This window comes from Qipengyuania pacifica, from assembly GCF_019857205.1.
Lineage (GTDB): Bacteria > Pseudomonadota > Alphaproteobacteria > Sphingomonadales > Sphingomonadaceae > Qipengyuania > Qipengyuania pacifica.
This window is the reverse complement of sequence record NZ_JAHWXO010000001.1, coordinates 560,603-574,478: the sequence shown is the minus strand read 5'-3', so window position 1 is coordinate 574,478 and position 13,876 is coordinate 560,603. Positions and strand designations below refer to the sequence as shown.

The window sequence follows — 13,876 nt, the reverse complement described above, 5'->3', positions numbered from 1 at the left end:
TGTTATCACCCCGCGCCGGTCAACTGGACGAAGACGTCTTCCAGATCTGCCTCGCGCGTGGTGACATCCTCAATGGCGTAGCCATGCGACTGGACCAGGGCCAGCACCTGCCCAGCGCTCGCCTTGTCGCGATCGTAAGTGATTTCCAGCCTGCGCGGTTCGATTACTTCGGCTTTGGTGAAAGCATCTTCCATGATCGGACCGCCCAAATCCTTGTCCACCGTGATTGACACGACTTTTTCCCGCGCCATTCCCACCAGTTCTCTCGTCGGTTTTTCGGCGATCAGTTCACCATGGTTGATGATCGCGATGCGATCGCAAAGCTGCTCCGCTTCTTCGAGATAGTGCGTAGTCAGAACGACCGTCACACCTTGCCGGTTGAGATCGGTCACCAATTCCCAGAGCTGGCGGCGCAATTCGACGTCGACTCCCGCAGTCGGTTCGTCGAGCACGAGGATCGGAGGCGAATGAACCATCGCCTTTGCGATCAGAAGCCTGCGCTTCATCCCGCCAGATAGCGTGCGTGCATAGGCATCGCGCTTGTCCCACAGATGCACAGCTTTCAGCAGTTCCTCGCTGCGCCGCTCCGATTTGGGGATACCGTAAAAGCCGCCCTGGTTTTCCAGCACTTCGAAAGGCGTGAAAAAGGGATCGAAGACGATCTCCTGCGGAACGATCCCGATGGATCGCTTCGCATTGCGCGGGTTATCGCCGATATCGAAGCCCCAGATTTCGGCGCTGCCACGGGTCTTCCTGACCAAACCTGCGAGAATATTGATAAGGGTGGATTTGCCTGCGCCGTTAGGGCCCAGCAATCCGAAAATGCCACCTTGCGGGACATCGAAGCTTACCCCCTTCAGCGCAAGCTTGGGCTTTTCGCCCGGGCCGGCAGGTGCATATTCCTTGACGAGGTCGTCGATGCGTATCGCTGGGGGAGTAGTCATGCAGCCGACCTAGGTGCAGCGCGCCAATGCGACAAGCGGCGAATGCTTGCGTAGGCGCGATGCACATATTATCGGCATTGTTCATGAGCCTGCCTCCTCCCGAATTGTCCAAGGTCACCACGCGGCGCGTGTGGTGCGATGGCGCAACCGACATCCGTACCGGCGTGAATTACAAGCCCGCCGCACTCGGTCACCCGAAAGTCTATCTCGAGATCGACGAGCATGGTTATGTCGATTGCGGCTATTGCGACCGGCGCTTCGTCCTGATCGGCGGACCAGCAGACGGCGTCGATCAGTCGCAGTTGATGGACATCTCCGAAGGCGCCGATCCCGGGCACCCGTAAGGCTGGCAGTGGCCCCTCGCCTTTGGCCTCAGCCATCCCTACATAGGATGGTATGACGCCAGCGAACGATCCCCACGCCCTTCTTTACAACCAGCTCGACCCCGAGGAAGCCAAGGCATTGACAGCACGGCTGCTGGCGCCTTGCGACGATGGCGAGCTTTATCTCCAGTTCATGGCGACCGAGAGCTTCGCTTTTGACGATGGCCGGCTGAAGACCGCTGATTACAGTCGAGATTCGGGGTTCGGCCTGCGCGGCGTTTCCGGCGAGACAACCGGCTTTGCCCATGCGAACGAAATCAGCGCCGCAGCCATCGCCCGCGCAGGCGAGACGCTGCAATTGCTGGACGCGACCAAATCTCCGCATTCCGCCCCGCCGGAACGGACCAATCGCCATCTTTACACCGATGCCAGCCCGCTGGATCTGGTGCCGTTCGCCGAGAAGGTGGCCTTGCTCGAAAAGATCGACGCTGTTGCGCGGGCGAAGGATCCGCGCGTAGCGCAAGTTACTGCGGGCATGTCGGCCAGCTGGAGCGCGATCGACATCATCCGCGCCGATGGCTTCACGGCGCGCGATATTCGCCCCCTCGTGCGACTTAACGTCAGCATCGTTGCCGAAGCGAACGGGCGCCGCGAAACCGGCAGTTTCGGCTTCGGCGGACGTTATCTCTACGACACGCTGTTCGATGAAGGCCGGTGGATGAACGCGGTCGATGAAGCTGTGCGCCAAGCACTGGTAAATCTGGAGAGCATCGAGGCCCCTGCCGGTGAGAAAACCGTATTGCTCGGCCCCGGCTGGCCGGGTGTGCTGCTGCATGAAGCTGTAGGACATGGGCTCGAAGGAGATTTCAACCGCAAGGGCACAAGCGCCTTTTCCGGCCGCATCGGCGAACGCGTGGCGGCGCCCGGCGTCACCGTCATCGACGATGGCAGCATCGCAAACCGCCGGGGTTCACTCAGCATCGATGATGAAGGAACCCCCACACGCGAAACCGTCCTGATCAAAGACGGCATTCTCAAAGGATACATGCAGGACCGGCTCAACGCACGGCTGATGGGCGTGGAGGCGACCGGTAATGGGCGCCGCCAGTCCTACGAGCACACGCCCATGCCGCGTATGACCAATACCTTCATGCAAAGCGGAACGGACGATCCAGAAGAACTTCTGAGCCGTATGGACGACGGAATCTACGCAACCAGCTTCGGCGGCGGACAGGTCGATATCGTATCCGGCAAGTTCGTCTTCGCCTGTACGGAAGCCTATAAGGTCGAAAAGGGCAAAGTGATTGCCCCGATAAAGGGTGCCACCCTGATCGGTGACGGGCCGACCGTGCTGACAAAGGTGCGCGGTATCGGCAACGACATGGCTCTCGACGAAGGCATCGGCGTCTGCGGCAAGGGAGGTCAGAGCGTGCCCGCCGGCGTTGGGCAACCCACCCTGCTTATCGATGGCATCACCGTGGGCGGAACGGCCTGACCCCGCCAGGCGTTCGACTCATCGAAGGTTCAGTCACGAGGGTCTAGTATCCGAACATCCTTCAGGAGATTCGACATGTTCAAGCACATCGCCTTAGCCACTGCCGCTTTCGGAATGCTCTCCTCGCCCGTTCTGGCGGATGAAAACGCCCAGATGACACGCGGTGAAGAGAAGCTGGCAAAGCTGCTTGACGGTCGCGTTGCAGGCGAGCCGCAAAGCTGCATCCGCACATTGGGCAGTCGCAATCTCAGCCAGATCGACGGCACGGCCCTGACCTATCGCGACGGCGACACCGTATGGGTTAATTATACGCGCAATCCCGACAGTATCGATGATCGCGACATCATGGTCATCGACCGGTTCAGCGGATCGAGCCTGTGCCGTACCGATCAGGTGAAGCTGGTCGATCGGGTCAATGGCTTTCTGTCAGGAATCCTGCTGCTCGACGAATTCGTCCCTTACAAAAAGATCGACACCGAAGGCTGATCGCCCGATCAGGTTGCGGGTAAGGCCTTCTGGCCTGCCGCCCGGATAACCGCCCTCGCTACGAATACGCCGACCACGGCAAAGGCCGGGAGCATCAGGCCCGGCTCGGGCAATTCGAAGCCGAAGGCGGTACCGGCTGCACGCACGAGCGCAGTCAGTCCCAGCATGGTGGCAACCCCGACGACGAGCAGGCCGAACGCATTGGCGACAGGTCCGTTGGCGTTCTCGCCTAACAGAGCCCCATCGTTCATCGCCGCAAGCAGGAATAAAGCGACCAGCGGTAGCAACACGCCGTTGAACGCCTGCGCGGCTAGGATTGCGGGTGTCGGCCGGATGTCGGCCAGCCCGAACCCCACGCCGATGATCAGGATGACCAGCCACACTGAACGAAAACGCCATCCGGATGCCTGCCACCGGGCATCGTCTGGCGCGACGAACAGGCCGCGCGCCGTCAGCGCGGCGGCAAGTGGTGCAGTCACTGCCGACGAGACGCCGGCAGCGAGCAGGCCGATCCCGAAACCGGTCCGCGCCCAACCGCCCAGTTCGATTGCCAGAACGTCGCCCAATGCATCGAACGAAAATTCGCCGGTGAGCGAGGTCCCTACCACGAGAATACCAGCGGTAATCAGCAGGCCGAAGCCGACGGCCACGGCCAGTCCGAAGCGCATTTCGTTCAACCCCTGCCCCCGGGCCAAGGCAGCGCCGAGAAAGAGATTGTACGGCACCACCGTGGTTCCGACCAAGGCAAGTACCCCAAGCAATGCGACACTGTCGTCGCCAAAGCCCGGTGTGGGCACAAGTCCGGCAACGAGCGACGCAAGCGGGGGCGCTAGCGAGATCGCCACGGCGAGAAATCCCGCGCCCATGAGCGCGACGAAAATCGCCATCGTCCGGGCCACGCCTTGCGGCGATCCCGAAACCAGAAGGGCCGCAGCGATCACCGCCAGGATGAGGGTAACAGCCTCCTTGGACCAGGGTAACGTCAGCATCGCGCCCGCTGCCCCGCCCAGTATATTGCCAGCTTCATAGGCAGCGCACCCCAGCAGGATAGCACCGCCAATCAGGATAAGGGTGGCGATGCGTGCAAAACCGGTGGGGTACCGACGCCGCAGGATAGTCGCCAGATCATCGCCCGTAGCTACGCTCAACCGGCCAGCGAATTCCTGAAGAGTAAATGTGGCAATGCCGGAGAACACCACTGCCCATAGCAGCGCCGTGCCGGCATCGGCACCGGCGCTGGCGGCAGCCGTGACCGTGCCCGGTCCGATGAACGCTGCCGCAATCGCGGACCATAACAGGATCGAGGCCAGGCGCTTCATCGACTGCCTTTCTGCAGCAAGCGGGACGATGCAGCAATCATGTGTTTGCCAGGCCGGTCTTGCACAGGGCCTGAGCCGGACAGGTGGCGCAATCCGGCACCGACGGTCGGCACCATGACTGGCCCAGCTTCTTCATCAGCAAGTGGTGTTCATCATAGTCAGCGCCGGACCATTCTTCCGGCATTACAGGCATGATCGCGTCGAAGGCGCGTTCCGTGTTTGCTTTCGGCGGGACAAGGCCCATTCGCTGAAGGATACGCTTGTGATGACCGTCGAGAACGATGGCGCGCCGGTCAAGTGTGGATGCATTCATGACCCCGGCAGCGATCTTGCGCCCCACACCGGGTAGCTGCTCCAGCCAGTTCATGGCTTCGCGAGTTTTCATTTCACCAAGATGCGAAAGATCGACCTTGCCGCGCGAGGCTACAATCGCCGACAGGCTGGCCTTCAGCCGTTCGGCTGCGACGCCGGGATAAGTCTGCGTCGTGAGTTCGGCTTGCAACTCGTCCAGCGCAGCGGTCGCAACCTTTTCCCAGCTCTTGAACCGCTTTAACAGGCGATCGGTGGCAGCGTTCGAAATCTCCGATTTCGTCTGCGCACCGATCACACCCTGGACCAGTACCCATTCCGGTTGCCGCCACGCGGCGGCCGCGCGTTCGATACGTCCGAACCGTTGGACAAGCAGCGCCTGAAGCCGCCGTATGACGTCCGTGCGGGGATCGGACCCTAGCGGGAGTTCCAATTCACTCCCATTCGATCGTACCCGGCGGCTTGCTGGTATAGTCGTAGACCACTCGGTTGATGCCCTGCACCTCGTTGATGATGCGCGTTGCAACGCGGCTGAGGAAGCTGGCATCGAAGGGATAGATGTCGGCCGTCATCCCGTCGGTGCTGGTTACGGCGCGCAAGCCGCAAACACTGTCATAGGTGCGGCCGTCCCCCATGACGCCTACGGTCTTGACGGGCAGCAGCACCGCAAAGGCCTGCCAGATCGCGTCGTAAAGCCCGGCGTTGCGGATTTCTTCGAGGTAGATCGCATCCGCCTTGCGCAGGATGTCGCAGCGTTCCTTGGTGACTTCACCGGGAATGCGGATGGCGAGGCCGGGCCCAGGGAACGGATGGCGGCCGACGAAAATTTCCGGCAGCCCCAGCTCGCGGCCAAGTTCCCGCACTTCGTCTTTGAACAGTTCGCGCAACGGTTCGACCAGCTTCATGTTCATGCGTTCGGGCAAGCCGCCAACATTGTGATGGCTCTTGATGGTGACACTCGGCCCGCCGGTAAAGCTGACGCTTTCGATCACGTCTGGATAGAGCGTTCCCTGCGCAAGGAAATCCGCGCCGCCGATCTTCTTCGCTTCGGCTTCGAACAGATCGATGAATGCCCCGCCGATGAACTTGCGCTTCTTTTCCGGGTCGGTCTGGCCCTCCAGCCCACCCAGGAACATCTCCTCGGCATTCACATGAACGAGCGGGATATTGTAATGGTCGCGGAACAGGGTCACGACCTGCTCGGCCTCGTTCATGCGCATCAGGCCGTGGTCGACGAAGACGCAGGTCAGTTGATCGCCGATCGCCTCATGAATGAGCACTGCGGCAACCGCGGAATCGACGCCGCCAGACAGGCCGCAGATAACCTTGCCATCACCAACCTGCGCGCGAATTTCTTCGATCTTGGTCTTGCGGAATTCGGCCATCGTCCAGTCGCCGGCGAGGCCGCAGACATGGCGCACGAAATTGGCCAATAGTTTCCCGCCGTCGGGGGTATGCACCACCTCGGGGTGGAACTGCGTGCCGTAATATTTGCGCTCTTCGTCGGCGATGACCGCAAACGGCGCCCCATCGCTTGTCGCGACGATCTTGAAACCGGGTGCAAAGCGCGTGACCTTGTCACCATGGCTCATCCAGACCTGATGTCGTTCGCCGTTTTTCCATAGCCCGTCGAAAAGCGCGCACTCCTCGGTCACGGTCAGATAGGCTCGGCCGAACTCTCCACCATCGCCGGTTTCGTGGCCGGGACGCACTTCGCCGCCAAGTTGCTGGCTCATCACCTGCTGGCCGTAGCAGATGCCAAGGATCGGCAGCCCACTATCGAACAGAATCTGCGGTGCGCGCGGGCTGCCTTCGTCGCAAACGCTCGCAGGCGAGCCGGAAAGGATGATCCCCTTGGGTTGCAGGCGATGAAAGGCTTCCTCGGCCTGCGTGAACGGCGCGATCTCGGAGTAGACTCCGGCCTCGCGCACGCGGCGTGCGATAAGCTGGGTGACCTGGCTGCCGAAATCGACAATGAGTATGGAATCGGGGAGGTGCTCTGGCTGCATGCGGTCCGTTAAAGGCAGGGCGCGCCCGCTGTCCAGCATTGGCTCTTACGCTCGGGAAATTGTCCCCATGGCCAACAAGAGGCTGGTCGGGGACAGGCTTTGTTGATCACCCTGCTGTGGCGATCCCCGGCATAATGTGCACTTCCATGCAACCTACTGGATTCTCACGTCTTCGGCGACCACAGAAATAACCAAGGGACGTGCCCGAAATGGGTTGCGCAAAACGCAACACCCATCCAAGTTTTCACACTTTAGTTCAAAGACGTGAAAGATTATTACAAGCCTCACAGCCAGACGGTGACCCATGAGGAGCCGTTTCGGACGAATTACAGATACGACGGCAGTCCAAGCAGCCGCGTTTCTGGCCTTCCTCGCCAAGAGCGGTCGGCACCATGCCTACCGGGTCTGCGAGGCGATATGGCAGCGAGTAGAGACGCGGCCGCCGACATTCCTCTCCCTCCCCCCAAGAAGTTGGCGCCGCGTCTCGAAAGCCGCAGCCACCGCGAGCGTCACGCGGGCAAACCGCGCCGCACTGCTTCCTCACGAAGTTCCGTCTTGAGAAGTTTCCCGATGTGGCTGCGCGGCATTTCATCGATAACATGTAGCTGAGCCAGCCGCTGCGTCTTTCCCAATCGGGAATTGACCGCGTCGCGAATCGTATCGCAGTCGCGGGCGCTTTCCTTCAACGTGATGAAGCCAACCGGCGTTTCGCCCCAGCGTTCGCTGGGTACGCCGATGACGGCCGCTTCGACGACATCGGCTTCCTTGGCCAGTTCATCCTCGAGGTCGACGGGAAAGATATTGAACCCGCCGGAAATGATCATGTCCTTTGCGCGGCCCACCAATTCAACAAAACCTTCGGCATCCATCCGCCCGATATCGCCCATCCGCTGCCACAGCTCACCTGTCTCAGGGTCGGTCCAGTATCCTTCCTGTGTTTTCGCGGGCTGGTTTTTGTATCCCGTCATCATCGTCTGGCTTCTGCCGATGAGATTTCCCGCCTCACCGGGTGCTACGGGCTTATCTTCATCGTCGAGCACCTTGAGTTCGCTGCCTGGAGCGGGGCGACCGACAGTATGAAGCTTGTCGGGAAATTTGTGCGCTTCCAGAAGACACACGACGCCGCCTTCGGTCATGGAATAGATTTCCACCAACGCGCCAGGCATGCGATCAAGCACTTCACGCTTCAGTTCGGCCGGGAACGGCGCAGAGGTGCAGTATTTGAGCTGTAGCGAAGAGAGGTCGAATTCGTCGAAGCGTGGCTCCTGCATCAGGCGGCGGTATTGTACCGGCACCAGCATGGTGGCAGTCGTGCCGTCTTGCTCCGCGAACTGAAGCCATCGCAGCGCGTCGAACTTGCGCGTTACCCGTACGGTGCCGCCAGCGAGCAGGGGTGGCAGGAACGCAACCATCGTAGTGTTCGAATAGAGCGGCGTTGATGCGAAGGTGCACACCCGCATCCCATTCTCCAGCCAGCTCGATGCCGTTGAAGCGAATTGGCGCCACCGCATCTGGTGAGAATGGACGATACCCTTGGGAACGCCGGTGGTGCCGCTTGAATAGATAATGTTGAAGGCGTCGGCAGGTTCAGGATCGAAGGAAGCGGCCTTGGCGCCTTCCGGCGCCATCCACGTGTCGAGGTCCTCGTCCAGCACGATACGCGTCATGTCCGCAAAGCAGCCGTCGCCCAACTCGTTCAGCTTCGCGCGATCCATGAAGATATGGGTAGCGCCGGAATCCTTCGCCATTCCGGCCAGCTGATCGGGACTGGCGCTGGTAGTCAGTGGAGCCGCCACTCCGCCCGCCCGCACAGCCGCAAAAAATACGAGCGCGTAGGGTATGGACGAATACCCAAGGATCGCTACCGATTGCCCGCGCTCCAGCCCTTCTTCCAACAGCCGAGCAGCGATACGCTCTACCTTCTCGCCGAGCTGCGCCCAGGTGATCTCGGCATCATCGTCCCGAATGGCGATTTTTTCGCCCAGCTCAGCGGCATTGTCGGCGATGATTTGCGAATAGCTGCCAAATGGTTCGGCAAGCTTGGCGGCGATCTGTGTATCTCCCATACCCGCACCCTTATCGCTGACCGCGCGTCTGTCTAGCCGCCCGATAAACTGCCGAGCGAAAATGCCAGGATCACCCCCAGTGCAGTCGCGATGCCGGCCCAGTGCCGGTCCTCCCGAAAGGCCTGCGGGAAAACTTCGGTGGCGAGGCTGGCGACCACTGCACCGGCAGCAAAGCAGCGTATAAGCGCCAGTGTACCCTCTCCCACGCCGGTCAGCGCCAGATTGCCGACTATCGCGGCAAGAGACAGCAGAACGGCAGTGCCTGCCCACAGCACCATGATCTTGCCCTTCGACCGCCCGTCCTGCGCCATCGAGCGTGCGCCGCCTGCCGCCTCGGGCAAGTTCGACAGCAGGATCGATCCGGCCAAGGCGGCAATCTCCAGTCCCCCCGCACCAATGAGCGCGACGCCCAAGGCAAGGTTTTCCGGAATACCGTCGAGGGTAATGGCCGCCAGCAACCCTCCGCCTCCGTTGGAACCCCATTTTTCGTCGATCAGATAATCGCAGATCGCGAAGACGATTGCGCCGGCTCCAACGCCGAGCATGGCGTGAAATACGCTGGACTTTTCGATTGAGGGCTGGATGAGTTCGGTCGTCACCGAAAGCAGCAGCGCGCCCCCGGCCAGCGCGACGAGAAAGCCTTCGAGGCGTTCGGGCAGCTTGCCGTAGTTACCCCATGCGGCGCCGACGACAAGAGCGCCCGACACCACCAGCACCACGGCAAAAAGCATCAGCATTCGATCACGTTGACCGCAAGCCCGCCCTGGCTCGTCTCCTTGTATTTATTACTCATGTCGAGCCCGGTCTGCCTCATGGTTTCAATTACCTGGTCCAGAGACACGAGGCTTTCCGCCCCCGTTCGATGAAGGGCCAGTCGCGCGGCGTTGACCGCCTTCACTGCGCCAATGGCATTACGCTCGATACACGGCACCTGCACCAGCCCGCCGACAGGGTCGCAGGTCAGGCCGAGGTTATGCTCCATGCCGATCTCCGCCGCCGAGGCCACCTGCACCGGCGATGCGCCCCACAGGGCCGCGAGTCCGCCCGCCGCCATGGAACAGGCGACGCCAACTTCGCCCTGACAGCCCATCTCGGCACCGGAAATACTCGCGCGCTGTTTGTAAAGCAGGCCGATTGCCCCTGCCGTAAGGAGGAATGTGCGCCGACTATCCGTGCACGGCTGTTCGTCGTTTGCGACGCAATAGAACCGTATCACAGCAGGAATGATGCCCGCCGCGCCATTGGTCGGCGCGGTGACCACGCGCCCGCCCGCGGCGTTTTCCTCGTTTACGGCCATGGCATAGCAATTGAGCCAGTCGAACAATTGTTCACGCTCGTTCGACTGGGGGTTCGCGGAAAGCTTGTCCCACAGGTCCGGCGCACGCCGTTCGACCTTCAGGCCACCCGGCAATATCCCGCGCTGGGTGAGGCCACGGTCGATGCACTGATCCATGGCCTTTGCAATCCGGTCGATACCCTCGAGCGTTTTATCACGCGGTCGGAAAGCGTCTTCGTTGGTCAGGATCAGATCCGCGATCGAGACGTCCGCCGTGTCGCACGCCGCCAGAAGCTCTGCTGCCGAACCGAAATCGTGCGGAACCTGTGTGCCGGTATTGATGCGGTCGCCCTTGGGCTTGCGCTTGAGCTGAGCTTCGGATGCGACGAAACCCCCGCCGGTCGAGTAATATGTCCGCTCGGACAGCTTGCCGCCATCGGCATCGAAGGCGGTCAGCTTCATGCCGTTGGGGTGCAGGTCGGGAATGATGTGCCCGGCCAAATCGATGTCCACCGCAGGGTCGAAGGCAATTTCACGCCCCCCGCCAAGATCGAGCCGTTTGCTGGCGCGAACCTTTTCGAGCGCCGCAGCCGCTTCGTCAGGACATGTCTTGTCGGGTGCGAACCCCATCAGACCCAGAATGCTGGCATCGACCGTCCCGTGCCCAACGCCCGTAAGCGCCAGAGAACCCTGCAGTTCGATCGCGATGCGGGCCGTTCGCTGGAGCTTGTCCGATTTTGCCAGCGCCCTCGCGAAGGTGCGGGCGATCCGCATCGGACCCACCGTATGCGAGGACGAAGGACCAATCCCAATTCGGAAGATATCGAGCACTGAAAGCATGGCTGGCGAGATGCGCCTTCGACCGCCTGAAATCAACCAGTTGCCGCTCCTGCCGGACAGACGGCAATCTGTGGGTAAAATCGGCGCTGAAACTTTGGAATTTCCGCCTCGAAAGCCTATATGATCGATATGGACGATACCCCTGAATACACGGGCGCCGAAGCGCCGAAGAAAAACGGTTACGGCGCAGATTCGATCAAGGTCCTCAAAGGCCTCGATGCAGTGCGCAAACGGCCTGGCATGTACATCGGCGATACCGACGATGGCTCCGGCCTCCACCACATGGTGTTCGAAGTGTCGGACAATGCGATCGACGAGGCGCTTGCCGGGCATTGCGACCTCGTCCTGATCGAACTCAACGCCGATGGCAGCGTGTCGGTCGAAGATAACGGTCGCGGCATTCCGGTGGACATGCACAAGGAAGAAGGCGTGTCCGCGGCAGAGGTCATCATGACCCAACTGCATGCCGGCGGAAAGTTCGAAAACACCAGTGACGACAACGCCTACAAGGTTTCGGGCGGGCTTCACGGTGTTGGCGTGTCGGTTGTCAATGCGCTGTCCGAATGGCTCGAACTCACCATCTGGCGCGACGGCAAGGAACACTGGATGCGTTTCGAACATGGTGACGCGGTCGAAAGCCTGCGTGTCGTGGGCGATGCTCCCAAGGTCGAACAGAATCCCGACGAAGAAGGCTTCAAGAAGGGCACCCGCGTAACCTTCAAGGCGTCGGAAGACACCTTCAAGAACGTCATCGAATTCGATTTCGAAAAGCTGGAGCACCGCTATCGCGAGCTCGCTTTCCTCAATTCGGGCGTGCGAATTCTCCTGCGCGACAAACGGCACGAAGAGCCGCTCGAACACAATCTGTTCTACGAAGGCGGCATTGCGGCATTCGTCAAATATCTCGACCGCAACAAGCAAGCTCTGGTCGCCGAACCCATTTCGGTAAGCGCTGAGAAAGACGGTATCGGCATCGACGTCGCGCTGGAATGGAACGACAGCTATTACGAAAACGTCCTGTGCTTCACCAATAACATTCCGCAACGTGACGGCGGGACCCACCTTGCGGCCTTCCGCACCGCGTTGACGCGCACGCTCAACAATTACGCCACCGCCAGCGGGTTGATGAAGAAGGAAAAGGTCAGCCTGTCCGGCGAAGACATGCGCGAAGGGCTGACCGCAATCGTATCGGTCAAGCTGCCGGACCCCAAGTTCGGGTCCCAGACCAAGGACAAGCTGGTGTCTTCGGAAGTTCGCCAGCCACTCGAATCGCTCATGGGCGAAAAGATGACCGAGTGGCTCGAAGAGAACCCGAACGACGCCAAGCAGATCATCCAGAAGGTCATCGACGCGGCCGCCGCGCGTGAAGCTGCCCGCAGGGCACGCGAGATGAGCCGCAAGGGCGCCATGAGCATCGCGTCGCTGCCCGGCAAACTCGCCGATTGTCAGGACCGCAATCCCGAAAACTGCGAACTCTTTCTGGTCGAGGGCGATTCGGCAGGCGGGTCGGCCAAGCAGGGGCGCGACCGCAAGACACAGGCCATCCTTCCGCTAAAGGGCAAGATCCTCAATGTGGAACGTGCCCGCTTCGACCGGATCATCTCGTCCAAGGAAGTCGGCACGCTGATCCAGGCGATGGGCACCGGCCTGCGCGACGAATTCAATCTCGAAAAGCTGCGCTATCACAAGATCGTGATCATGACCGACGCCGACGTCGACGGCGCTCATATCCGCACGCTCCTGCTGACCTTCTTCCATCGCCAGATGCCAGAGATCATCAAGGCCGGGCACCTCTTCATCGCGCAGCCCCCGCTGTACAAGGTGTCGCGAGGCAAGAGCGAAGTCTATCTGAAGGATCAGCCGGCATACGACCGTTACCTGATCGCACAGGGGCTCGACGGGCGGGTGCTTGAAGCGCAGGGCGGGCCGGTCCGCGGCGGCGGAGAACTGCAGGCGCTGGTCGACCACGGCCTGCGCATGCGCAACATGCTCGGTTTCGTACCCCGCAAATACAATTCGGAGCTGATCGAGGCGATGGCTCTGGCCGGCGCGCTCGACCCTGCCGGAGATCGATCTGCTGCTCTCGATCGTGCTGCCGCCCACCTCCAGATGGGCGATCCCGATGCTCGCTGGAAGGCCGAGACGGGCGAAGACGGCAAGGTCCGCCTCAGCCGCGTCTGGCGCGGAGTGACGGACGTACACGAAATCGACCCGGCATTTCTCGAAAGTGCCGAGGCACGCAAACTGCACAAGATCGCGCAGGATTTCGCCGATGTATACGCATCGCCCTTGCGTCTCGTGCGCAGCAGTGCGGAAACAGAGCCCGACGATGGCGAAGCGAACGAGGCGGATGACGATGCGCCGATCCTGACCGACGACGCGATCACCCTGCCGACCCAGCTGCTCGACGCGGTGATGGTCGCCGGGCGCAAGGGGCAGAAGATCCAGCGCTACAAGGGTCTTGGCGAGATGAATGCCGAGCAATTGTGGGAAACCACCCTCGACCCCGACAACCGTGCCCTACTGCAGGTGAAGGTCGAGGATGCCGACGTAACCGATGAAATCTTCACCCGCCTGATGGGCGACGTCGTCGAACCGCGCCGCGAATTCATCCAGAACAATGCCCTCAACGTGGCAAATCTGGACGTTTGATGGCCTGAGTCTTAGTGGAACTATATAAAGTGAATTTGGAAGCAATTACGCATATTTTGGAGCCGTAAACACCGCAACCGTTAGGAAATGTTGCCGTCCGCGTGGGCTTCGGAGATTGAGTTAACGAACCTCCAACGGCAGCAATGCGCCCTCAATT

General features: G+C 60.8%; 11 protein-coding genes. 4 read left to right on the top strand and 7 right to left on the bottom strand.

The window, feature by feature from the left end; all coding sequences use genetic code 11:
• Positions 1-5 precede the first annotated feature (5 nt).
• Positions 6-944, bottom strand: a complete 939-nt coding sequence (locus KYK83_RS02890) for an ABC transporter ATP-binding protein (RefSeq protein WP_222827114.1) — start codon at positions 942-944, stop codon at positions 6-8.
• Positions 945-1,027: 83 nt separating this feature from the next.
• Here KYK83_RS02890 and KYK83_RS02885 point away from each other — a divergent pair, with 83 nt between their 5' ends.
• From KYK83_RS02885 to KYK83_RS02875, 3 genes are all read left to right on the top strand, one after another.
• A complete protein-coding gene (locus KYK83_RS02885; protein WP_103024069.1) occupies positions 1,028-1,288 on the top strand; it encodes a zinc-finger domain-containing protein in 261 nt (86 codons plus the stop codon).
• Between the two features lie 52 nt (positions 1,289-1,340).
• Positions 1,341-2,762 carry a metalloprotease TldD gene (gene tldD, locus KYK83_RS02880; RefSeq protein WP_222827113.1) on the top strand — a complete coding sequence of 474 codons (1,422 nt, stop codon included), beginning with the start codon at positions 1,341-1,343 and terminating at the stop codon, positions 2,760-2,762.
• A gap of 75 nt (positions 2,763-2,837) precedes the next feature.
• A complete protein-coding gene (locus tag KYK83_RS02875) occupies positions 2,838-3,248 on the top strand; it encodes a hypothetical protein (RefSeq protein WP_222827112.1) in 411 nt (136 codons plus the stop codon).
• An 8-nt stretch (positions 3,249-3,256) separates the two neighbouring features.
• Here KYK83_RS02875 and KYK83_RS02870 read toward each other — a convergent pair whose 3' ends face one another.
• The 6 genes from KYK83_RS02870 to KYK83_RS02845 all read right to left on the bottom strand — a co-directional run bounded on the left by KYK83_RS02870 (position 3,257) and on the right by KYK83_RS02845 (position 11,067).
• The gene (locus tag KYK83_RS02870; RefSeq protein WP_222827111.1) at positions 3,257-4,567 is read right to left on the bottom strand and encodes an NRAMP family divalent metal transporter; all 1,311 of its coding nucleotides are present in this window, start codon (positions 4,565-4,567) and stop codon (positions 3,257-3,259) included.
• Between the two features lie 37 nt (positions 4,568-4,604).
• The gene (locus tag KYK83_RS02865) at positions 4,605-5,309 is read right to left on the bottom strand and encodes an endonuclease III domain-containing protein (protein ID WP_222827110.1); all 705 of its coding nucleotides are present in this window, start codon (positions 5,307-5,309) and stop codon (positions 4,605-4,607) included.
• 1 nt (position 5,310) lies between these two features.
• Complete coding sequence (gene guaA / locus KYK83_RS02860) at positions 5,311-6,885, bottom strand: glutamine-hydrolyzing GMP synthase (protein WP_103024123.1); 1,575 nt, start codon at positions 6,883-6,885, stop codon at positions 5,311-5,313.
• A gap of 509 nt (positions 6,886-7,394) precedes the next feature.
• Entirely contained in the window at positions 7,395-8,951 is a 1,557-nt protein-coding gene (locus tag KYK83_RS02855; RefSeq protein ID WP_222827109.1) for a class I adenylate-forming enzyme family protein, read from the bottom strand.
• A 32-nt stretch (positions 8,952-8,983) separates the two neighbouring features.
• Positions 8,984-9,688 carry a ZIP family metal transporter gene (locus KYK83_RS02850; RefSeq protein ID WP_222827108.1) on the bottom strand — a complete coding sequence of 235 codons (705 nt, stop codon included), beginning with the start codon at positions 9,686-9,688 and terminating at the stop codon, positions 8,984-8,986.
• Positions 9,682-11,067 carry an L-serine ammonia-lyase gene (locus KYK83_RS02845; RefSeq protein ID WP_222827107.1) on the bottom strand — a complete coding sequence of 462 codons (1,386 nt, stop codon included), beginning with the start codon at positions 11,065-11,067 and terminating at the stop codon, positions 9,682-9,684. The genes KYK83_RS02850 and KYK83_RS02845 overlap by 7 nt, the downstream gene beginning before the upstream one ends.
• A 129-nt stretch (positions 11,068-11,196) precedes the next feature.
• On the opposite strand from KYK83_RS02845, the gene gyrB reads away from it, so the two are divergent.
• The gene (gene gyrB, locus KYK83_RS02840; RefSeq protein WP_222827106.1) at positions 11,197-13,719 is read left to right on the top strand and encodes a DNA topoisomerase (ATP-hydrolyzing) subunit B; all 2,523 of its coding nucleotides are present in this window, start codon (positions 11,197-11,199) and stop codon (positions 13,717-13,719) included.
• Positions 13,720-13,876: the final 157 nt, after the last annotated feature.

Coding starts and splice junctions, on each gene's coding strand:
- tldD (WP_222827113.1), top strand. CDS start 1,341: ATGACGCCAGCGAACGATCCCCACGCCCTTCTTTACAACCAGCTCGAC.
- KYK83_RS02845 (WP_222827107.1), bottom strand. CDS start 11,067: ATGCTTTCAGTGCTCGATATCTTCCGAATTGGGATTGGTCCTTCGTCC.
- KYK83_RS02885 (WP_103024069.1), top strand. CDS start 1,028: ATGAGCCTGCCTCCTCCCGAATTGTCCAAGGTCACCACGCGGCGCGTG.
- gyrB (WP_222827106.1), top strand. CDS start 11,197: ATGGACGATACCCCTGAATACACGGGCGCCGAAGCGCCGAAGAAAAAC.
- KYK83_RS02870 (WP_222827111.1), bottom strand. CDS start 4,567: ATGAAGCGCCTGGCCTCGATCCTGTTATGGTCCGCGATTGCGGCAGCG.
- KYK83_RS02890 (WP_222827114.1), bottom strand. CDS start 944: ATGACTACTCCCCCAGCGATACGCATCGACGACCTCGTCAAGGAATAT.
- KYK83_RS02850 (WP_222827108.1), bottom strand. CDS start 9,688: ATGCTGATGCTTTTTGCCGTGGTGCTGGTGGTGTCGGGCGCTCTTGTC.
- guaA (WP_103024123.1), bottom strand. CDS start 6,885: ATGCAGCCAGAGCACCTCCCCGATTCCATACTCATTGTCGATTTCGGC.
- KYK83_RS02855 (WP_222827109.1), bottom strand. CDS start 8,951: ATGGGAGATACACAGATCGCCGCCAAGCTTGCCGAACCATTTGGCAGC.
- KYK83_RS02875 (WP_222827112.1), top strand. CDS start 2,838: ATGTTCAAGCACATCGCCTTAGCCACTGCCGCTTTCGGAATGCTCTCC.